17 protein-coding genes and 1 riboswitch are annotated in these 20886 nt (G+C 74.7%); of the genes, 9 read left to right on the top strand and 8 right to left on the bottom strand.

Translation table 11 applies throughout. The features are described from left to right. Nucleotides 1-443 precede the first annotated feature (443 nt). The gene (locus PUR56_RS41500) at nt 444-1259 is read left to right on the top strand and encodes a class I SAM-dependent methyltransferase (RefSeq protein ID WP_329952794.1); all 816 of its coding nucleotides are present in this window, start codon (nt 444-446) and stop codon (nt 1257-1259) included. On the opposite strand, the gene PUR56_RS41495 is transcribed toward PUR56_RS41500, so the two are convergent. After that, the gene (locus tag PUR56_RS41495; protein ID WP_329952793.1) at nt 1246-2913 is read right to left on the bottom strand and encodes an ABC-F family ATP-binding cassette domain-containing protein; all 1668 of its coding nucleotides are present in this window, start codon (nt 2911-2913) and stop codon (nt 1246-1248) included. The two genes, PUR56_RS41500 and PUR56_RS41495, sit on opposite strands and share 14 nt — an antisense overlap. Before the next feature lie 231 nt (nt 2914-3144). On the opposite strand from PUR56_RS41495, the gene PUR56_RS41490 reads away from it, so the two are divergent. Continuing rightward, nucleotides 3145-4053: an ATP-grasp domain-containing protein gene (locus PUR56_RS41490; RefSeq protein ID WP_329952792.1), complete on the top strand. Its 909-nt coding sequence runs from the start codon at nt 3145-3147 to the stop codon at nt 4051-4053. Nucleotides 4054-4474: 421 nt separating this feature from the next. After that, nucleotides 4475-4648, top strand: a riboswitch (M-box (ykoK) riboswitch). A 360-nt stretch (nt 4649-5008) separates the two neighbouring features. Then, entirely contained in the window at nt 5009-6178 is a 1170-nt protein-coding gene (locus tag PUR56_RS41485) for a magnesium and cobalt transport protein CorA (protein WP_329952791.1), read from the top strand. On the opposite strand, the gene PUR56_RS41480 is transcribed toward PUR56_RS41485, so the two are convergent. Then, nucleotides 6145-7593 carry an MFS transporter gene (locus PUR56_RS41480; RefSeq protein WP_329952790.1) on the bottom strand — a complete coding sequence of 483 codons (1449 nt, stop codon included), beginning with the start codon at nt 7591-7593 and terminating at the stop codon, nt 6145-6147. The two genes, PUR56_RS41485 and PUR56_RS41480, sit on opposite strands and share 34 nt — an antisense overlap. Continuing rightward, a complete protein-coding gene (locus PUR56_RS41475; RefSeq protein WP_329952789.1) occupies nt 7590-7766 on the bottom strand; it encodes a hypothetical protein in 177 nt (58 codons plus the stop codon). The genes PUR56_RS41480 and PUR56_RS41475 overlap by 4 nt, the downstream gene beginning before the upstream one ends. Before the next feature lie 152 nt (nt 7767-7918). Here PUR56_RS41475 and PUR56_RS41470 point away from each other — a divergent pair, with 152 nt between their 5' ends. Continuing rightward, nucleotides 7919-8089, top strand: a complete 171-nt coding sequence (locus PUR56_RS41470) for a hypothetical protein (protein WP_329952788.1) — start codon at nt 7919-7921, stop codon at nt 8087-8089. A gap of 7 nt (nt 8090-8096) precedes the next feature. On the opposite strand, the gene PUR56_RS41465 is transcribed toward PUR56_RS41470, so the two are convergent. Further along, nucleotides 8097-8471 (bottom strand): hypothetical protein, encoded by a 375-nt coding sequence (locus tag PUR56_RS41465; RefSeq protein ID WP_380353711.1) that lies wholly within the window; start codon nt 8469-8471, stop codon nt 8097-8099. A 101-nt stretch (nt 8472-8572) separates the two neighbouring features. On the opposite strand from PUR56_RS41465, the gene PUR56_RS41460 reads away from it, so the two are divergent. Together PUR56_RS41460 and lepB are read left to right on the top strand one after the other, a co-directional pair. Then, the gene (locus tag PUR56_RS41460) at nt 8573-9670 is read left to right on the top strand and encodes a helix-turn-helix transcriptional regulator (protein WP_329952787.1); all 1098 of its coding nucleotides are present in this window, start codon (nt 8573-8575) and stop codon (nt 9668-9670) included. 138 nt (nt 9671-9808) lie between these two features. Further along, nucleotides 9809-10828: a signal peptidase I gene (gene lepB / locus PUR56_RS41455; RefSeq protein ID WP_329952786.1), complete on the top strand. Its 1020-nt coding sequence runs from the start codon at nt 9809-9811 to the stop codon at nt 10826-10828. A gap of 36 nt (nt 10829-10864) precedes the next feature. Here the strand turns inward: lepB and PUR56_RS41450 are convergent, their stop codons facing one another. Further along, nucleotides 10865-11542: a TetR/AcrR family transcriptional regulator gene (locus tag PUR56_RS41450; protein WP_329952785.1), complete on the bottom strand. Its 678-nt coding sequence runs from the start codon at nt 11540-11542 to the stop codon at nt 10865-10867. 346 nt (nt 11543-11888) lie between these two features. On the opposite strand from PUR56_RS41450, the gene PUR56_RS41445 reads away from it, so the two are divergent. Further along, the gene (locus PUR56_RS41445; protein WP_329881097.1) at nt 11889-12473 is read left to right on the top strand and encodes an NADPH-dependent FMN reductase; all 585 of its coding nucleotides are present in this window, start codon (nt 11889-11891) and stop codon (nt 12471-12473) included. A 63-nt stretch (nt 12474-12536) separates the two neighbouring features. Here PUR56_RS41445 and PUR56_RS41440 read toward each other — a convergent pair whose 3' ends face one another. The 3 genes from PUR56_RS41440 to PUR56_RS41430 all read right to left on the bottom strand — a co-directional run bounded on the left by PUR56_RS41440 (nt 12537) and on the right by PUR56_RS41430 (nt 18655). After that, nucleotides 12537-16298, bottom strand: a complete 3762-nt coding sequence (locus PUR56_RS41440; RefSeq protein WP_329952784.1) for a CHAT domain-containing protein — start codon at nt 16296-16298, stop codon at nt 12537-12539. A 228-nt stretch (nt 16299-16526) separates the two neighbouring features. Beyond that, complete coding sequence (locus PUR56_RS41435) at nt 16527-17345, bottom strand: response regulator transcription factor (RefSeq protein WP_329952783.1); 819 nt, start codon at nt 17343-17345, stop codon at nt 16527-16529. Beyond that, nucleotides 17342-18655, bottom strand: a complete 1314-nt coding sequence (locus PUR56_RS41430; RefSeq protein WP_329952782.1) for a sensor histidine kinase — start codon at nt 18653-18655, stop codon at nt 17342-17344. Before PUR56_RS41430 ends, PUR56_RS41435 begins: the two co-directional genes overlap by 4 nt. Nucleotides 18656-19000: 345 nt before the next feature. Between PUR56_RS41430 and PUR56_RS41425 the strand changes: the two genes are divergently transcribed. Together PUR56_RS41425 and PUR56_RS41420 are read left to right on the top strand one after the other, a co-directional pair. Beyond that, nucleotides 19001-19414 (top strand): hypothetical protein, encoded by a 414-nt coding sequence (locus PUR56_RS41425; RefSeq protein WP_329952781.1) that lies wholly within the window; start codon nt 19001-19003, stop codon nt 19412-19414. Between the two features lie 179 nt (nt 19415-19593). Further along, the gene (locus PUR56_RS41420; protein WP_329952780.1) at nt 19594-20802 is read left to right on the top strand and encodes a trans-sulfuration enzyme family protein; all 1209 of its coding nucleotides are present in this window, start codon (nt 19594-19596) and stop codon (nt 20800-20802) included. The last annotated feature ends 84 nt before the right edge of the window (nt 20803-20886 follow it).

The raw sequence follows: 20886 nt of genomic DNA, 5'->3' as shown, positions 1-20886 counted from the left end.
GCCGACGGCCACCGTCCGCCGCACGCGGGGCTGCCGGACGGGGCGGGGCTCTGGCTGATGCCGGCGGAGTCGCCCGAGGCGCGGGCGGCGGCGGGGCGGCAGACCGGCGGGCTGCCGTTGCCGGTCCTCCACACCGCGGACCTCGACCGCGTGAGGCCCGGCTCGCCGAGCTCGGGGTGTCCACCACACCCGGGGTACCGGACGGTGGCCCGGACCGTTCACTGCACTTCCGGGACCTCTCCGGCAACGAGCGGGTCGCCGCCCGGCTCGCCTGAGCCGGAGGCGGCCGGTCGGGAACCCTGCGGTCCGGAACTCCGCCGTCGGGAGCCGCGCGGGCGGTGACGATCCGGCGGCAACGATCCGGCGGCGACGATCCGAGGCCGGGGCGGGGTCGGACGCGGCCGGGGGAAGCAGGGCGGACCGGAGCGGGGCAGGATGGGCCCATGGAGCGGACGTTCGAGGAACTGGTGGCCGAGGCCGAGGCGGTGTCGGTCGACGGGTGGGACTTCTCCTGGCTGGACGGCCGGGCGACCGAGGACCGCCCGTCGTGGGGGTACCAGCGGCTTGTGGGGGAACGGCTGGCCCGGGTGTCGGCGGCCCTGGACGTGCAGACCGGCGGCGGTGAGGTGCTGGCGGGTGTGGCCGGGAGCTTCCCGGCCACGATGGTGGCCACCGAGTCCTGGCCGCCGAACGTGGCCCGCGCGACCGGGCTGCTGCACCCGCTGGGCGCCGTCCTGGTCGCCGATCCGGACGAGCCGCCGCTGCCGTTCGCCGACGGCGCCTTCGACCTGGTGACCTGCCGGCACCCGGTGACGGTCTGGTGGGAGGAGATCGCCCGGGTCCTGCGTCCGGGCGGCAGCTACCTGGCCCAGCACGTCGGGCCGGCCTCGGTGTTCGAACTGGTCGAGTACTTCCTCGGGCCGCAGCCCGAGGCACGCCGGGCCCGGCGACCGGAGGACGAGGCCGGGGCCGCCCGGGCCGCCGGACTGGAGGTCGTCGACCTGCGCTCGGAGCGGCTGCGGACGGAGTTCCGCGACATCGGTGCGGTGGTCTACTTCCTGCGCAAGGTGGTCTGGATGGTTCCGGGCTTCACGGTCGGCGCGTACCGGGACCGGCTTCGTGAGCTGGACGCCCGGATCCGGGCGGAGGGGCCGTTCGTCGCCCACTCCGCCCGGTTCCTGATCGAGGCCCGGAAGGCCCGGGACCCCGGCCGGCCGAGTGCCCCGGACGACCGGGGCGGGCCGGTCAGCCTGCCGTGACCAGGTCGAGGTAGCCGTCGTTCCACAGGTCCTCGTCGCCGTCCGGCAGCAGCAGGACCCGGTCCGGGCGCAGCGCCTCGACGGCCCCGGGGTCGTGGGTGACCAGCACGATCGCGCCGGGGTACGTGCCGACCGCGGCCAGGACCTCGGCGCGGGAGGCGGGGTCGAGGTTGTTGGTGGGCTCGTCCAGCAGCAGGACGTTGGCGCCGGAGTGGACCAGTCCGGCCAGGGCGAGCCTGGTCTTCTCGCCGCCGGAGAGGACTCCGGCGGGCTTGTCGGCGTCGTCGCCGCGGAAGAGGAACGCGCCGAGCACGTGCCGCAGTTCGCCGTCGGTGAGGTCGGGCGCGGCCCGGGAGAGGTTCTCCCGGACGCTGTGGGCCGGGTCGAGGGTGTCGTGTTCCTGGGCGAAGTAGCCGAGCCTCAGCCCCGGGCCGGGGACGACCCGGCCGCCGTCGGGGTGCTCGTGACCGGCCAGGATCCGCAACAGGGTGGTCTTGCCGGCGCCGTTGTGGCCGAGCACGACCAGCCGGGTGCCCCGGTCGACGGCGAGGTCGAGGCCGGCGAGCACGCGCCGCCCGTCGTAGGACTTGGCGAGGCTGACGGCGCCGAGCGGCATCCGGCCGCAGGGCGCCGGGTCGGGCAGCCGGATCCGGGCCGTGCGCTCGGCCCGCCGGGCCGGTTCGAGGGCGGCGAGCATCCGGTCGGCGCGGCGGGCCATGGAACGGGCGCTGACGGCGGTCGCGACGTTGGCCCGCATCCGGTCGGCCTGGGCGTGCAGCGCGGTGGCCTTCCGCTCGGCGTTGGCGCGTTCGCGGACGCGGCGGCGTTCGTCGGCGTCGCGTTGGACGAGGTAGGCGGCCCACCCGGTGTTGTGGACGTCCACGGCGGCACGCTGCGGGTCGAGGTGGAAGACCCGGTTGACGGTGGCGGCGATCAGCGGCACGTCGTGGCTGATCAGCACCACGCCGCCCGGGTAGCCGGCCAGGAAGTCCCGGAGCCACTCGACGGCGTCGGCGTCCAGGTGGTTGGTGGGCTCGTCGAGGAGCAGGGTGTCGTGGCCGGCGAAGAGGATCCTGGCCAGCTCGACCCGGCGGCGCTGACCGCCGGAGAGCGCGCCGAGCGGGCCGTCGAGGACTCGGCCGGGCAGGCCCAGGCCTGCCGCGACCCGGGCGGCCTCGGCCTCCGCCGCGTAGCCGCCGCGAGCCTGGAACTCGGCCTCGGCCGTGGTGTAGGCGGCCATGGCCCGGCGTTGGGCCCGTTCGGGAGCGGGAGCGGCGGTCCCGGTCGCGGGATTCCTCGCTGAACGGCCCGTCGCCGCGACCACGGCGGTGGCGGCCTCGGCCAGCGCGGTCTCGGCGGCGCGCAGGGCGCGGACGGCGGAGTCCAGACCGCGCGCGGACAGGATCCGGTCCGTGACGGTGACGGCCGGGTCGGCGGCCCTGGGGTCCTGCGCCAGGTAGCCGACCGGGCCGGTGCGGGTGACGGTCCCGGCGGCGGGCCGGATCCGGCCCGCCAGGGTGGAGAGCAGGGTGGTCTTGCCGGCGCCGTTGCGGCCGACGAGGCCGATACGGTCGCCGGGCGCGATGTGGAGGGTGACGTCGGACAGCAGCAGACGGGCGGCGACGCGCACGTCGACACCACGGGTGGTGATCATGGGATGACGCTCCGGAACAGCGGACGGACACACGGGTGGCGTGGAGGCGGGTCCGTCAGCTAGGAGATGCGGGGCGTCGACATGGGGCCGACGGTAGCGCGGGAGGCCGGTGCTTCGCATCCGGATTTCCGTCCGGCCGGGGCGGAGGGGGCGTGCGTGCGGGACACGGTCTTGCCTGACCATGTCCGCGACATGTTCCATGGCTCCATGGGGCGCAGCGAGCTCGTTCTGATGACCGATCACAGTTCGTCCGAGGGCAGTCGGGAGGCGCTGGCCTCCGCCGTGCACAGGCTCACCGGCCGGGCACCCGTGCTGCTCGACGCACGGCACTTCATGGCCGGCGGTCCCGGCCTGGTGCGCGGCGTCGACGGCGGGGTCAGCCTTGAGGTGCCCAACGAGGGCCTGGCCGTGGCCGCCACGGCGGTGCTCCTCTACGAGATACCGCCGCACCGGCGGACGGAGCTCGCCGACTGCCAGCGCGCGCTGCGCGAGCACGGTGTGCGCTCGCTGGGCACCGCCGTGGACGGCTGGCGGGTGGCCACCGACAAGCGCCTCGCGGTGGAGCGGTTCGCCCGGGACGGCGTCCGCCAGATGGCCACCCTCACCCTCTCCCGGCCCACGCCCGAGGAGGCGGCCGAGGTCTTCGACCGGCTCGGCGGCGACGTCTGGGCGAGGCCGGCCGTCGGGATGAGCGGCCAGGACGTGTTCCACGTCACCACCCGGGCCCAGCTCGCCGACGCCGCCCGGTGCTACGCCGAGGCCGGCACCGACTGGCTGCTCGCGAGTGACGCCGGCAACTTCACCGCCGACGGACGGCGTCACCAGTTCCGGGTGACGGTGCTGAACGGGCGGGCGATCCGCGCGGTCGAGCACGTGCAGGCAGACCCGGACGCACCGTGCAACCTCGCCCGGGGTGCCGTCTCCACCCCGCTTCCGGTCGACGACCTGCCCGCCGGACTGGCGGAGCTGGCGGTCGAGGCGACCGGAGCGGTGGGGCTACCGTTCGCCGCCGTGGACCTGGCGGCCCAGAGCGGCGGTGTGGTCTTCGAGGTCAACGTCCACCCGGCGTTCGGTTCGCCGGGCGCGCTGGAGGCGGTCGCGGTCCCGTACGTCGCCGCCCACCTCGAACCGTCCCTCTGAGTCGTCCCTCTGAACGGTCGCACTGAACGGTCGCACCGAAGTCCCGGTCGAACGGTCCCACCGAGCCGCCGTACCGAGCAGCCGCGGACGGCTGCCGTCCGGTCGGCATCCCCGCCGGCCCGTCGCCGATCACCGCCGCCGTGCCCCGTTCGGGAGCCGTCCGGCGGGTCGTGCCGAAGGAAGCCGCACTACCGAGCGTAGTCGACCGAGTGTGGATCCACTTCGGCGTCACGAGGTTCGCCCATCGTCTCAACGCTGCTACAACACAAGAATGCTGACGTTTCGAAAGGTGTGAAGGGAGGGTCGCGCGGAAGGGCTTTCGCCGCCGTCGCGCGCCCCTTCGGGCGTGTTCCGCCGGATCGGGCGCGGGCCCCCTGGTCGAAGGGAGTCCCCGGTGGGTACTAGACTCATTGAAGTTGTGAAGGCACCTCGTTCGGTGAGGCGTCGCCACGGACACAGGCCACTGACCCCACGACGTCGAGAGACGCCCAGGGTCAGGACAGGTCTCCCCGGCCTAAGGGGTGACCCCAAGTGGCTGCACCCCCGGGTGCTACGCCGTGGCGTGCCAAAGCTCTGACGAGATCAGGGGTGCCCACCCGTTTCTGTCGCGGGCACGTGTGCGTGCGGCCGGACGGTGTGGATCCTCCTGGTGGCCCGGTCACGGTGACCCTGCGCGGGCGCCCCGACGGCGAGGAGGTGAGATCGGTGGAGAGCGGTAGCCCGGGTCGAAGTCGGCCCTGCCCCAGGACGTCCCCCCCATCTCCTGGCCCCCGGCACTTCTCCTCCCGCACCGCTTCCGGCTCCCGTCGTCGCACCGCCCGCCGCTGATCCCGGCAGGCGGCACCGCGCGGCCGGGCGCCGTGCGTGGTGGAGGGCGGCCGGGCGTCTCCCGCCTGCCCCGCCCCGAGCCTTCCGGCCGGGTGCGGTGGCCCCCGAACAGCGGAGGTACCCCGCCATGTCCGACTGGCGTGTGCGCGCCGTGCGCGCAAGCAAGCGTCCGTTCTCCCGTTCCGCCGTCCCGACCCGCTCCACCGACACCCAGCCCGCCCCCGAGCACTCGATGGACCCGCGCCCGGACCAGCCGGCCGAGGACGTCAGCCTGGAGCGTTCGGTCGTCGACGCCGCCGTCTACCGCGAGGGCCGCCGGATGCCGACGCCGGCCAACCTGGCGGACGTCTACCGCGAACTGCCCGGCAAGCCCGGCACGATGGCCTGGATCGGGCTCTACCGCCCGGCCGAGGCACAGCTGCTGGAGGTCGCGGAGCGGTTCAACCTGCACGAGCTGGCGGTCGAGGACGCCATCGTCGCCCACCAGCGGCCGAAGCTGGAGCGCTACGGCGACACGCTGTTCGTCGTGCTGAGGGCCGCCCGGTACCTCGACGACGTGGAGGAGGTGGACTTCGGCGAGATCCACCTCTTCGTCGGCCCCGACTTCGTGTTCACCGTCCGCCACTCGCAGGCCCCCGACCTCTCGGCGGTGCGGCGGCGCCTGGAGGCCGACCCGGAGCTGCTCGCGCTGGGCCCGGAGGCCGTCCTGTACGCGGTACTGGACGCGGTCGTCGACGGCTACGCGCCGGTCATCGCGGGCCTCCAGCACGACATCGACGAGATCGAGACCGAGGTGTTCGGCGGGGACCCGCAGGTGTCCCGGCGCATCTACGAACTCTCGCGCGAGGTCATCGAGTTCCAGCGCGCCACCCGACCGCTGCTGGAGATCATGAAGAGCCTGGAGGCCGGCTTCGGCAAGTACGGCACCGACGACGAGCTCCAGCGCTACCTGCGGGACGTCGCCGACCACGCGACCTACGCCGCCGAGCGGGTCGACGGCTTCCGGCAGATGCTGCAGAACATCCTCACCGTCAACGCGACCCTGGTGTCGCAGCGGCAGAACGAGGAGATGAAGCAGCTCGCGGAGGCCGGGCACGCGCAGAACGACGAGATCAAGAAGATCTCCTCCTGGGCGGCCATCCTCTTCGCCCCGACGCTGATCGGCACCGTCTACGGCATGAACTTCGACTCGATGCCCGAACTCAAGTGGGCCTTCGGCTATCCGTTCGCGATCGCCCTGATGGCGTTGGTCTGCACGAGCCTCTACCTGGTCTTCAAGCGCCGCAACTGGCTCTGACGGCCGCGGCGCAGGCTCTTCGTCCCGCGCGCGTCCGCCCCTGCGCCGTCCGCCGCGTCGCTGCCCGCCCCTGCGCCGTCCGCCGCGTCGCTGCCCGCCTCGGCGTCGTCCACCGTGCCGCCGTCCGCCGCATCGCTGCTCGCCCGGCCGTCGGCCGGTGGGCGGAGCCAGAGGAGGACGGCCAGGGTCAGGGCGGCGACGCCGAGGAGCCAGCGGGGCGGTCCGGCCGGGAGCACCCCGAGGGCGAGGCCGGCCAGGGCGCCGACCAGTTGCAGGGCGAGCGACTGGACGGAGAGCGCGGTGGCCCGGGCGTCCGCCGTGACGGCCCGGTGGAGCAGGGCGCCCTGGCTCGGTCCGGCCGTGCCCAGCCCCAGGTAGGCCAGGCCGTACCCGATCGCGGCGGACGCGGCGGCGGCCGGGCCCGCGGTGTTCGCGGTGACGGCGAGCAGCAGGAGGCCGGTGGCGCAGAGCACGAGGCCGACCGGAACGGCGCGGGCGTCGCCGAACCGTTCGGCGGCGCGCGGGGCGATCCTGGCGCCGAGCGCGGAGCAGAGGAAACCGGCGCAGGCCAGCCCGCCGACCAGGACCGCGCCGGACTCCACGGTCCCGGTGAGGTCGGCGGCCCGCCCGGGGGTGAGCAGTTCGACCACCGCCAGGCCGGCCCCGGTGGCGGCGGCGGTCAGCACCACGCGCCGGACCACGGCGTTCCGCCTGCCCAGCCGCAGGCCGGTGGCGATGGTGGTGGGGACGTCGGCGACCACCGTGCGCAGCGTCGCCGGCGGCCGTGGGGGTTCGGCGAGGGCGGCCAGGACGTAGCCGGCGAAGACGGCCGCGACGACGGCGCCCAGGAGGACCGGTACCGCGAGCGGCAGGACCAGGCCGCCGGTCGCCAGGGTGAGGCGGTCGCCGAGGTCACCGGAGAGCAGCCACGGCACGGCCCCGCCGACCAGGGTGCCGACGGCCAGGGCGACGGAACCGGTGGCGCTGCCCCGGGCCAGCCCGGGTCGGAGGTCGCCGTCGGCACCGGTCCGGGCGTGCACGGCGTCGACGTACCAGGCTTCGGCCGGGCCGCTCGCCAGCGCGCGCGAGGCACCGAGCAGCACCATGCCGGGGAACAGCAGCGCGGGGGAGTCGCCCAGGGCGAGCAGGGTGAAGGCGGCGACGCCGACCAGACCGGCGGCGGCCAGGACGGGTCGGCGGCCGAGGACGTCGGAGAGCCCGCCGGTGGGCAGCTCCAGGGCGGCGGTGGTGAGCGAGTGGGCGGCGAACAGCCCTGCGACGGTGCCGAGCGGGAGGCCGCGTGCGGTGAGTAGCAGCACCAGGGGGGCGGTGGCCAGGCCGAGCGGTAGCCAGTAGAGCAGGCAGGTCGTCAGGTATCGGCGGCGGGCCGCGTGTTCGTCCGGCGGAACGGTCATGCGGGATCGTCCTGGCCGGTGGATGCGGGCGCGGGCGCGGGTGCGACCGTGGGCGCGGCCACGGACACGGGCGCGGCTGCGCGGGCGGCCGTGGGGACGCCCCCGTCGGTGGGTGCCGGGGTGGGTGCCGGGGCCGGGGCGAGCGGCCCGGCGGCGGTGATCGACGCGACCATGGGAGGAGGGTAGACCGCTCCGGGCGCTCTGCAGAAGGAGTCCCGCAGCGCCGGTTCCCTCCCGTCAGGGTCACAACTCGGTTGCACCACAGGTGATCTGACGGTCCGGAGGGAATGGGTGCGAGGGACTGTTCGGAACGAGGGGGCGGGCCGTGGGCGGGCGGGGGCGGCTGCTGTGGCGGCTGGTCGGGGCGGCGGTGCTGTTCGGAGTCCTGGCGGGACTCGCGGCATCGCTGGTGGTGCTGGCGCTGACGGGGCCGGTCGACGGGATCCGGGAATACACGAGAGAGCACTGCGTCGTGATCTGGGGGCGGAACTGCTGACGCTCCCTCAGGGGCGGTCGAACAGCGGGGCGCCGCCGGCCAGACGGGACCATTCGGCGTCCGGATCGCGCTGGGTGCGGTAGACGAGGTGCAGCCGCACCGCGCCGTCGGGGGAGGCGAAGCGTGCGAGCGGCCCGTCGGCACCGGGCAGCGCGCGCGGCTCGGCCCACTGCTGGGCGAGAACGGCCAGGGGCGCGCCTCCGTCCACGGTCAGCACCCAGGTGGCACGGCCGCCGGAGACGGACGCGGGGTAGCGGGCCGCGAGCAGCGCGAGGCCGGCCTCGTGCACCGTCGCGCCCTCCCGGAGGGCGAGTTCGGCGGCGTGCGGGGCATCGGTGTCGTCGCCCATCGCGACGCTGTCCCGGGTGAGTCGGACCATCACGAGGATGAGAATACGCTGCTCCGACCCCTCCCAGAGGCGGATGCCGAACCCTCCGTCAGGCGCATGGGAGGGTGGTGGGTATGCATGCTAGCTTCCGGCGCATGGGATCACGTGGGGCACGTGGAGCAGCGGCACAGCAGGCGATCGAGGGGCTGAAGGAGCTGGTCGGGGAGGGTCTGGCGGTCGAGGAGCTGTTCCGCCGGGCGGACGAACTCCTGCGCGGCGTCCTGGAGTACGACGCCGTCTGCTGGCACTCGGCGGACCCGGCGACGGGCCTGGTGACGTCCGTGCTGAGCGACGACCTCAGCCTGGCGACCTTCGAGGACGCCGTCCGGCTGGAGGTGTGGGAGGACGACTACGCGACCTTCCCCAAGATCCGTCTCAGCGGTGTCCGGGCGGAGACGCTCAGCCGGGCCACGCGGGGGGAGCTGAGCGAGAGCATCCGGTTCCGCGAGCTGATCAGCCCCGCCGGGTTCGGCGACGAGCTGCGCGCGGTGTTCGACGCGCACGGCGGGATGTGGGGCTGCGCGGCGTTCATGCGGGGCGCCGACCGGGGGCCGTACCTCGGCCAGCAAAGGGAGTTGGCCGACCTCGCGGCGCGGCACCTGGGCAACGCGCTGCGCGCGTGTCACCTCCCGGCCGTCGGCGAGACCGGTCCGGGGGCCGGCCCGGGAGAGGGGGAGCCCGGTCCGGCCGTGGTCGTGCTCGGCCCGTCCAACCGGCTCCTCGCGATGGCGGGACCGGCCGAGGACCTGCTGCTCCGGCTCGCGGACCCGAGCCGGACGTCGCTCGGCGTCCCGACCGCATTCGCGATCGCGGCCGAGCAGGCGCGTCGGACCGCCTGCGGGCTGCCGGTGCCGCAGACGAAGATACGGGTGCAGGACCGGGACGGTCAGTGGTACGTGCTGCACGGGTCGGCGCTGAAGGGCGGCGCGGCCGGCGAGGTGACGGTGGTGGCGGCCCCGGCGACACCCGCCGACGCCATGCCGCTCTACCTCTCCGCCTACGGGCTGACGGTGCGGGAGCAGGAGGTCGCGCTGCTGCTGGTGCGCGGGTGCGACACCCGGGACGTCTCGCGGCTGCTCGCGATGACGCCGTACACGGTGCAGGACCATCTCAAGTCGGTGTTCGCGAAGGCGGGCGTGGCCAGCCGCCGCGAACTCGTCGCCCGGATCATGCTCGGAGGCGGGGCCCCGTAGGGGCGTGAGCGGGTGTACGTTCTGACGGGTCGGCAGGCGCCGGACCGGTGACCGTGACGGGAACCACCGTTCGTTAGCTGACCATGGGGGGTTCCGCACCGGGCCCGCCGGGCCGTCCGGAGGGGGCCAGGAATGAGCATGGACGAGACCGCAGGTCCGGCGGGAACCGGTGGTGGCGGCGGAAGCGCCGGAGGCGTCGGGGGAGACGGCACCTCCACCACGCCCGGAACGGCGACCGCCGTCGACGGCCCGGGCGGCCCGGGAGGCCCGGGCACGCCGGAGCAACCGGGCGGTGACGGCGGCCCGGGCGGAGGCGACGTCGGTGACGGCGGGGCCGGCCGCCGGGCGGGGAAGGAACGGCGGAAACGTCCGCTCTGGCAGGAACTGCCGCTCCTGATCGGCATCGCGATCCTGCTCTCCCTGGGCATCAAGACCTTCTTCGTCCAGGCTTTCTCCATCCCCTCGGGCTCGATGCAGCACACCCTGGAGAAGGGTGACCGCGTCCTGGTCGACAAGCTCACCCCGTGGTTCGGCGCCGAGCCGGAACGCGGCGAGGTGGTGGTCTTCAGGGACCCGGGCGGCTGGCTGGGCCCGGTGCCCAGGTCCGAGGGCAACGGCTTCGTCGAGGGCATCCGTACGGCGCTCAGCACCGTCGGCCTGCTGCCGTCGGACGACGAGCAGGACCTGATCAAGCGCGTCATCGCGGTCGGCGGCGACACCGTCGAGTGCAAGGAGGGCAGTCCGGTCAGGGTCAACGACGTGGCGCTGGACGAGCCCTACCTCTTCCCCGGGGCGACACCCTGCGGGGACGCGCCCGTCGGCACCGTCACCGTCCCCAAGGACCACCTGTGGGTGATGGGGGACCACCGGAACGACTCGCGCGACTCGCGTTTCCACGTCAACGAGCCGAGCGGCGGCTTCGTCCCGGTGAAGAACGTGATCGGCCGGGCGTTCGTGATCGCCTGGCCCCTGACGCGCTGGGACACCCTGCCCGTGCCGGACACCTTCGACCAGCAGGGCCTCGCCGCCGGCAGCACGTTGGGCGGGTCGGCGGGTGACCCGCTCGGAGGGCCTCCGGCGCCGGAGGCCGCCGTGACGGCCGTCGCCGTTCCCCTCGCCCTGTGGGCGCGCCGGCGCACCGCCCGCAGGGGGCGCTGACCCCCTCGCACCGCCGGCCCGTCCGGCTCGCCCCGGTCAGGCGCGGCGGGCGCCGTAGCGGGCGAGGAAGAGGTCGATCCCCGCCTCGATCACCACGGCGAGCTCCGCGTCGTCGACCGGGGTTTCGGGGGCGAAGGTGTGCGCCAGCTGCGGGATGCCGACGGTGATGGCCACCAGTTGCTGGACGGCGAGTCTGGGATCGGGCACGTCCAGCTCGCCCCTGGCGGTCAGCTCGGTGAGCGCCTCGACCAGGGGGCCGTTGTTCATGTCGTAGGTGACCTGGTACCAGAGCCGGCCGAGCTGGGGGAACCGGTCGATCTCGCCGATCACCAGGCGGCGCAGCGACATGATCTCGGGGCGCAGCAGGATCCGGGCCAGCTCGGTGGCGTGCCGGACCAGCGCGCCGCGCAGGTCCGGGGAGTCGGTGACGGCGCGGCCGGCCGGCGTCAGATCGGCGTAGGTCCTGGGCAGGACGCCGCCGACGACGGCCAGGAACAGGCGTTCCTTGCTGCCGAAGTGCTTGTAGATGGTGGCCTTCGAGACGCCGGACCGGCCGGTGATGGTGTCCATCGAGGCCGCCGAGTAGCCCTCGGCGAGGAACTCGGCGAGCGCGGCGTCGATGATCGCCCGACGCTTGCGGGAGGCGGCGTCGGAGGGGTCCGGGATGATCGGGATGCCGTACTGGTCGGTCGCGTCCTGGGGGTCGGCTCCCATGGCTGTCCTTCGCGCGGTGGTGGGGGGTGCGGGGCGGGGTGGCGGCGTCGGACCGCCGGTGGCGTCCGGTACCGGGCACCGAGGCCGGAATCAGGAGGAACCGGGCACCGGGAACGGGCGCCCAGTATATGAACTGAACCGTTCGGTCGGCAAAGGAGGGCGCCGGTCGTACCGGTGGCGACGCGGGCCGGGAGGGCCGGGTGCCGTCACGTCCCGAATGAACTACACCGCCCGGCGCACTGTCAATACTGAACTGTTCAGTTGACACTCTGAACTGATCGGTTTAGTTTTCTCGGTGTCGGCAACGACGAGCACGAAACGACCACCTCCACCGAAGGAGCCCGCCATGACCGCCTCCAGGATCTTCGCCATCTCCGGCTCGCTGCGTGCCGACTCGCACAACACCCGACTGCTGCGCGCCGCACAGAAGTTCAACCCGGGCGGCCAGGAGATCGAGATCTACGAGGGCCTGCGCGACATCCCTCCGTACGACCTGGACCTCGACACCCCCGAGCTGCGGCCCGCCGTCGTCCAGGACCTGCGCCGCCGGGTCCAGGAGGCCGACGGCCTGCTGATCGCCACGCCGGAGTTCAACTACTCCATCCCCGGCGTGCTCAAGAACGCCATCGACTGGCTGAGCACCGACTGGACCCGCACCGAGGGCCTGCCCCTGCACCGCAAGCCGACCGCCATCCTCGGGGCCGCCCCGACCAACTTCGGCACCGTCCGCGCCCAGCTGGCCCTCCGTCAGGTGTTCGTCTGGACCGAGACCGACGTCGTCGTGAAGCCCGAGGTCATCGTCTTCCGGGCGCACGAGCGCTTCGACGGGGACGGCAACCTCACCGACGAGACCACCGTCGGACTGCTCCAGGGCCTGCTCGCCGCGCTCCAGGAGAAGATCGACGCCCGCGCCGCCCGCCCGGCGAGCTGACCACCGGCGCCGACGACGGCAACGGGACCGGCGCCGAAGACGGTTCGAAGCAGGATCCGTCCCTCATACCGTCGGCGCGGGCGCCGGGTTGCCCTGGTGGGTGAAGGCGGCCCAGTGGTGGAGGTGGTGGAGGTCCGACCGGGTGGCCTCGTGGCGGAGGGGACCGTCGAGGGCGGGCGGGAACGCGCGGCCGGGGTCGATCATCCACATCTGGGCGGCGCGCAGGGCGTCGGGCGGAGCCAGTCCGCCGGCGGTGAGGTGGTGGTGGAAGACGGCCGTCATCACGGCGGTCGGACCGTCGCGCACCGCCCAGCGGGATCCCACGACGTCCGCGGCGCCACCCGTGACCAGCGCGGTGGAGAGGGTAAGCGCCTCGTCGTGGTGGCGCGTACTCAGATCGGTCTCGCAGGCGCTCAGCACGACCAGCGGGCCGGCGTCGCCCGGCCGGCGGCGGGCGGCGCAGTCGAGGATGCCGGCCACGGTGAGCCGGCCTGATCCCGGGGCCGCACCGGGAGGGTCGGCCAGCCACAGCGCGGAGTCGGTGGGGCGCGGTGCGGCCAGGGCGTGGCAGGACAGGTGGACCACGGAGGCCGGTAGGTCGCCTCCGGGCAGCGCCGCGAGGATCTCCGCCGGTGTGCCCGCGGCGTCCGGTGCCTCGTCCGCGGAGAAGAACTCGCCGTAGCGGAGCGCGTCGGGGTAGCAGGCGGCGCGCAGCGCGGCCGTCTCGATCTCGGCCCACGGGAGGCTCAGCCCCGGGTCGGCGACCAGTACCTGCCGGCCGGCGGCCGGGGGCATCCGGCGCCGGGTGGTCGCGGCCAGGAACCGGGCGCCGGACGGGGCGTAACTGAGGACGGCCTCCTGGCAGGCGTACCGGTGACCGTGCTCGCCGTGCCCCCGGACGTACGCGGCGTGCCACGGCACGGCGCCGAGCCGCTCGCAGGGCACCAGCACGATCCTGGGCGGCTGGGGCGCCGTACCCTCGGGCACCGGCCCCCGGGGCTCCGGCGGAGGGGGCACCGCCGCGAGGACCGGGCCCATCACGGCCCGCCCGGCCCACTCGCACAGCGCGCGCAGCGCGTCCTGCCACCGTCCCTCGCAGGCCGCCCGCGACGACGCGTCCGCCGCCGGATCGGCGAGCGCGCGGGAGCGCTCTGCCGCGGCGTCGAGGTAGCGTTCCAGCGGCGGGCTGCCCGTGGCCAGCAGCTCCGGCAGGGGGAGCAGGACGGGACCGGTGGAGGGCCGCAGGATCAGTGCGAAGCCCGGCAGCGTGCGGTCGGGCAGCGGCATGCCGGGCACCAGGTAGACCAACGCGTCCGTGTCCGTGGCCGCGAGGCCGGCGACCAGATCGGCCACGTCGGCGGTGTCCGCCGGCTGCCCGGTGCGGGGGGCGTCGGGGGTTGCGCGACGGACGAGGCCGAGCACGGCCAGCGCCTGGCGCCGCAGGCTGCCGGGGATCGGCGGGCCGTCGGTCGCTGTCGACGGCCCGCCGGCGTCCTCCGGCCGCAGCGGGCCCGCGGTGACCTGGGCGCGCCACCGCCGGGCCAGGTCGGGACGGCCTGCGGCGTCAAGGCGTTCGGGGATGCCCCGGGACGCGTCGGCGGCCTGGAGCACCAGGGTGCGCCCCTTCTCCAGGTCGGCCACCGCGTCGGCGGGCCGCCGGGTGAGGAAGGCGGCGAACGCCAGCCGCCGGGCCAGCACGGCACCGGCGAGGGCCGCCGACAGGCCGTGGTCGGCGCCGATCTGGAGCAGGACGTCGGCGGCCAGCTCGTCCAGCGCCTCGCGGGTGATCTCCACGAACGCCCGGGCGTCCTCGCGCCCGCCCGGGCCGCCCCGGGCGGCGCGCATCATGTGGGCCTCGGCCAGCTTCGTCAGGACGTCCACGCGATGCGTCCCGCCGCGCCCCTCGGCGAGCAGCGCGCGGGCACCGGACAACTCCGTGACGGCCTCGTCCAGGAGCGCCGGATCGTTCTCGCCGCGCATGACGGCGAACAGCAGACGCAGGCCGAGCGTGGCACGGCGGCCGTACTCGTGATCGTGATACCGCTCCGGTTCGTCGAGTGCCCGGCGGAACGCGGCGAGTGTGCGGTCCAGGGCGGTGCGGTCCTCGGGCCCGGCGAGCCCGGGCACCCCGGGCGTGCCGGCCTGCCCGGGGTCGGCGAGCAGGTCGTCGATCCGGCCGAGCCGCTGCGTCAGTTCGCCGCGCAGGCCGCTGTCCGGTGGCAGCGCGTCGTACCGGCCGCGGAGCTCCTCGACCAGGCGCGGCAGGGCCTCGTGGTCGCCGGTGCGCTGCGCGTACTGCAGCTCACGGTCCGCGGTGGAGAGCGCGATGTCGACGGCGAACGGTGAGTCGGGCGGCACCGAGCCGTCGCGTTCCAGCGCGGCGCCCAGCCCGCGCAGGGTGACCAGCGAGGCGTCGGCGTCCTGGAGACTCCCGCCGTACGTGGCGGCCTGCTCCAGCACCGCGACCAGGTCCGCCTTCAGGACCAGGGACCACCAGGACCCTGCGGCGGCTGCCCCCACTGCCTCCCCGAGCAGGGTGGCGGCGTCCTCCAGATAGCCGGGATCGCCGGTCCGATAGGCCAGCAGCCGGTCGAGAAGGGCGGCCTGGCGCCGCTCGCGCAGCCCGACATGGGTGACGAAGTCCATGACGTGGCCGGGGAGATGGGCTGCCAGGCCGGGCTCCGGGATGACGCCGGCCGGCCACTCCGTCAGACGGATGCGGTCGTCGTCCGGATCCGGTGCGGGCCGTTCCGTGGTGCCGAAGTCGACCGATCCGGGTTCCCGGATCTCCGCGGCCAGGAGCAGGTAGGCATGGAGTCTGGCGACCCGGGCCCGCTCGGGTGCGTTCGACGGCAGCGCGCGGAGCGCCCGCAGCGCTACGTCGGCGACCCGGCGAACCCCGGCGGCGCCGGTGCCCCCGCCCGTGGCGGCCAGGCACAGCAGCGACGAGGCCTCCGCGTCGATCCCCAGCTCCGTGTGCGACCCGCCGTTCGCTCGGGTGTGCGTCGCGACGGGCAGCCAGCACAGGAGACGGGTGAACTGCGGCGTGCTGCGCGCACCGGCCAGGGTCACCAGGCCGCGGACGGCCTTGAGCAGCGCGTGCTCGGCGCGGTCGACGTCGTCGGCCGCGCCGCCGGTGTCCCGCTCCCGGTCCCGGTCGGATGCGGCAGCGTCCGCGGCCCCACCGCCCGCCGACGGTTTGGCGTCCGCCGCGCCGGCGGTGAGCATCCGCTCGACTTTCCCCTTGATCCTTGCGTACATCCGTTCGAGCTCCGGGTCTAGCGACGCCGCCGTGATGCGGTCGACCACGTCCCGGGCTTCGACGAGGTCCCGGCGCGCCGCATCGGTCAGCACCCGTCCGTCCGTCGCGTCGAGCAGCGCGTGCAGCAGGGCGGTGCGGGTGCCGTCGGTGCGGAGCAGGGCCCAGGGCGTGAGCAGGAGGAACAGCACCATGCGGGCCTCTGCGGCGAGCATGCCGGTCGGCGGCCCGTCGCGGTCCACGAGCCGCAGGCGCCGCAGCGCCTCCGCCCGTTCCGCGGAACTCGCGGGCGAGGCCCCGGACGTTCCGCACCCGGTCGTGTTCAGCCAGCGGATGCCGAGCAACATGCCCAGGTGTACGAAGACGATGGCGAAGTCCGCCCCGTCCTGCGCCAACGCGACCTCGACGCGGGCCAGACGGTCGATCACCGGCCCCAGGGTCTCGGCGGTCTGCCCGTCTCGCGACCGGTGTAACAGCCGTCGGGCCTCCAGGACGGCGTCTGCCGCGATCTCCGGCAGTCCCGCCGACCCGGTGCCGTCGTCGTCCCGTACGTCCTCGCCGACCATCGGTTCCCCTACCGTTGCGCGCGCCCCGTCCCCGTTCTCCAGGGGCCGGTGTGCCGCGCGCGTCGGCCGACGCTCCGACGGTATCGGGCGGGCCGTGGCTCCTGGTCGAACGGGCAGATCCGCATCATGCACGTCACGCGGCCGGTTGACCACCGTGGCCGCGCGTCGGGGCGGCGCGGTGTCGGTGACGGCGGCCGGTCGTCGGTCTGCGGTCCGCGGCCGGACGTCTCAGCCGGCGAAGCGCGGGACGACCAGGCCGGACTCGTACGCGATCACCACCGCGTGGGTGCGGTTCTGGGCGCCGAGCTTGCTCAGCACGTTCCCGACGTGGGTCTTGACCGTCTCCAGGCTCACCGTGAGCGAGTCGGCGATCTCCGGGTTGGACAGGCCCGTGGCCATCGACCGCAGCACCTCCTCCTCCCGGCCGGTCAGCGCCGCCCTGGGCAGCGCCTCGGAGGAGTCCAGCGGGCGCGCGGCGACCATCCGGCGCAGCGCCGCCGGGAAGAGGATCGCCTCGCCCGCCGCCACGACCCGCACCGCTTCGGCGATCTGCCGCACCGGGAGCCGCTTGAGCACGAAGCCGCTGGCGCCCGCACTCAGCGCGGCGGTGACGTAGTCGTCGTTCTCGAAGGTGGTGATCACCACGACCTTCGGGGGTTCGGCCGACTCGGCGAGCAGCTGCCGGGTGGCGTCGATCCCGTTGCGGCGGGGCATCCGCACGTCCATCAGGACCACGTCCGGCCGCAGCCGCTGCGCCAGCTCGACCGCCTCGACGCCGTCGGCGGCCTCCCCGATCACCGAGATCCCCGGTTGTACCGACAGCAGCGTGCGCAGTCCGCTGCGGGTCACCTCGTCGTCGTCCGCGATCAGGAGCGTGACGGCGGTGACGGCGGTGACGGCAGTGTCGGTGGGGCCGGCCGGGCCGGTGGTTCCGGTGGCTCCGGTAGTGGAGGAGGGGGAGGCGGTGCCGTGGCCCGCGTCGGCCGCCCCGGCCGGGTGTGGGGCGGGGCCGGTCGGGCCGGCCGCGCTCGCGTCGGAGCCGATCATGCGGACAACCGTACCGGCAGCCGGACCGCCAGCCGCCAGTGCTGCGGACCGTCCGGGCCGGTCTCGATCTCACCGTGCAGCAGCCGAACGCGCTCGGCCAGTCCCGGCAGGCCGTGTCCGGAGGTGGGGAAGGAGCCCGGGCTCCGGCCGCTGCCGGCCCCGGTCCCCACGGCGGTCCGGTTGACCACGCTGAGCTCCAGGCCGTCCGGAGCGGCCGCCACCCGGACCTCGATCGGGCCGCCGGTCCCGTGCCGCAACGCGTTCGTCAGACCCTCCTGGAGGATCCGGTACGCCGCCCGGGAGAGCGTCCCCTGCACCTGCGTCAGCTCGCCGGACAGCTCCGGCTCCACCAGGGCGCCGGCGTGCCGGATCCGGTCCAGGAGCTCGGGCAGGTCGGCCAGGGTCCGGGTCGGCGCGGTGCCCGCCTTCTCCTCGCGCAGCACGCCCAGCACGTAGTCCAGGTCCTCCAGGGCGGCCCGGGTCGACTCCTCGATGCTGCGCATGGCGGCCCGCGCCGCCACCGGGTCCGCGGCCAGTACCTCGCCCGCCACCGCCGCCTGGACGGTGGCGGCCGTCAGGGTGTGCCCGATCGAGTCGTGCAACTCGTGGGCCAGTCGGTTGCGTTCGGCGAGTCGAAGTTCGCGCTCGGCCGCCAGGGCGAGTCGCTCGGCCGACGACGGACCGAGCAGCCTCGGCGCCGACCACCGCAGAGCGCTCGTCACGGCCCCGCACACGACCGCCGCCAGGAGCAGGCAGACGGCCGCCAGCACCCAGCTCCAGACACCCGTCACGCGTATCGACCGGTCGAGCAGCGTCAGCTTCGCGTCGGTGCCGGTCCAGTTCTCCGGCATGGCCACGGCGGCGGCGACCAGCACGGTGCTCGCCAGGCCGCCCGTCCACCCCAGCGTGACGTGCAGCAGCAGCCAGGCCGGAGTCCGCCAGCGGTCGGCCCGCGACGGTGCGGCGGGGGCCGGTGCGGGAGAGGGCTGTGCGGCGGACGTCGGCGCGGTGCCGGCCGGGCGCGCGGGCCGGGGGGCGGCCACGGGATCGGGCAACGGCACCTTCAGGAGCCGGCGGGCACCCGCGATCAGCGCCCGCCGCGTGGTGCGGAGCAGCCCGACGGCACCGACCAGGACCGCCCAGACCAGCAGGCAGAGAGCGGCCTGCACGCCGAAGGGCGCGGACGGCCAGGCCAGCGCCGGCAGGATCGCGAAGGGCAGCAGGGGGAGGCTCGCCAGCGCGCCGCAGTAGGCGAACAGCACACCCGAGTACGTGGAGCCGCGCAGGAGCGGCCGGAGTCCTTTGATCATGGTCGTCAGTATGGCCGCGCAGCTCACAGGGGACCTCCCCCGATCGGGGGAGCGCTCTCTCCCACCCTCCCGGGGCCTGTCGTCCCGACCTCCCGCCGTCCGGCGGTGTGCGACCGCGACCGCGACCGCGACCTCGGGGATCGGGATCGTGTCCCGACCGACCGTCGGATCGCCGGCCCGCCACGTGCGTCGGAGTCGGGGTCGGAGTCGGAGGGGGAGGGGACGGGGGCGGGGGTGGCCGTCCGAACCGCGTCGATTATATTTCTACACGCCTGTAGAAGTTTGTCGAGGGGGCGGCCCGTGGGTCGACGACGTGACGCTCCCGCGCCTGGATCGAGGAGCACGATGACGCACCGGATCGCCCGTTGGACCGCCGGATTCCTGGTGGCGCTCGTCGCCGCCGCCGGACCGACCGCCCTGGCCGCCGGCACGGCGGAGGCCGCGCCCCGGAGCTCCGCGCCGGTGGCGTCGGTGACGGACCCGGCTGCCGGATCGGACCGGCTGCCGCAGTCGACGCACGTGACCCTGGCGGATCGGGCGGCGCGGACGGATCCGGCGGACCAGGGGGATCGGACGGTTCGCGCGGCCGGGGTGTCGCAGGCGGGTCCGGTGGCGGCCGAGAAGGAGAAGAAGAAAGGTTTCTTCGCCAAGCTGGGCAAGTTCCTGCTGGTGGTGGTCATCCTGGTGATCCTCTTCTTCGTCCTGCTCGTCGTCGCGATCGTCTACACCGCCAAGCGCATCCTCGGTCGCCGCCGCTGACGGGCCGTAGCGCCCGCACCACCGGTGGTGGGCCGGCCGGGGACGACCCCGGGCCGGCCCGCGACCGTACGGACCGCGGCCGTTTCGGCCCGCCACCGTTTCGCGCCGCCGCCGTTTCGGGCCACCGGGGTCGAATTGGCCCTGGCCGGGCCCGTGCCCGCCCGGTGAGGATGGGCGGCATGAGCGACTTCCACCACGCGCTGCACCCTGAGAGCCGGATCGTCCACCCGCCCGTCGAGGAGGTGACCGGCAGCCGGCCGCTGGGGGTGCCGCTGCACCAGGGCCACGTCTTCGCCTTCCCCGACAGCGACGCGCTGGCGCACGCGTTCACCGGCCCCGGTCAGGCCTTCCTCTACAACCGCTACGGCAACCCGACGGTCCGCTCGCTGGAGAACGCGGTGGCCGACCTGGAAGGCGGTGCCGGCGCGCTGGCCACCGCCTCCGGGATGGGCGTGATCAACACCGTGCTGCTTGCGCTGCTCCGCTCCGGCGACCACGTGATCGCCCAGCGGAGCCTGTACGGCGGCACGTTCGCCACGCTCGCCGACCTGGCGGAGCGCTGGGGTGTGGAGGTCACCCACGTCGGGGGCGACGACCCGGAGGAGGTACGCGCCGCCCTGCGGCCCACCACCCGGCTGCTGCACCTGGAGACCGTCTCCAACCCGACCACGCGGGTCACCGACCTTCCCGCGCTGATCGGCGTCGCCCGGGAGGCGGGCGTGCTGAGCGTGGTGGACAACACCTTCGCGACCCCGCTGATCTGCCGGCCGATCGAGCACGGCGCCGACATCGTGGTGCACTCGGCCACCAAGTACCTGGGCGGTCACTCCGACGTACTGGCCGGTGTCGCGGTCTTCGCCGACGCCGAGCTGCACCGGCGGGTCTGGCAGCACGCGATCGAACTGGGCTCCTCCCTCGACCCGTTCGCCGCCTGGCTGACGCTGCGCGGGATGCAGACCCTCGGTCTGCGGCTGCGCCGGCACTGCGAGACGGCGTCCGACCTGGCCGGCCGGCTCGCCGCGCACCCGGCCGTCACCACCGTCCACTACCCGGGCCTGCCCGCCCACCCCGACCACGAGCTCGCCCGCCGGCTGCTGCCCGACGGACAGGGCGGCGTGCTCGGCGGCGGGGTGCTGGCCTTCGACCTGGCCGGTGGACGGGACGCCGCCCGCACCTTCACCGAGTCGGTCCGGCTGGCGGCGCTCGCGCCGTCGCTCGGCGGGGTGCACACGCTGGTCATGCACCCGGCGAGCACCTCGCACCGCCAGCTCGACGACGCCGAGCTGGCCGCCGCGGGGATCAGCCCGGGCACCGTCCGGGTGGCCGTCGGCATCGAGCACCCCGAGGACCTCTGGGCCGACCTGGAGCAGGCGCTGGCCAAGCTCTGAGGTCCGCCACCGGCCGGGCCCGGCGCGGCGGTCGGGACGATGGGAGGGGCGGCGGGAGGGGCGATGGGAGGGGCGGCGGACGGG

It is taken from the genome of Streptomyces sp. BE303 (assembly GCF_036290945.1).
Classification (GTDB): domain Bacteria; phylum Actinomycetota; class Actinomycetes; order Streptomycetales; family Streptomycetaceae; genus Kitasatospora.
This window is presented reverse-complemented; position numbering and strand designations above follow the sequence as displayed.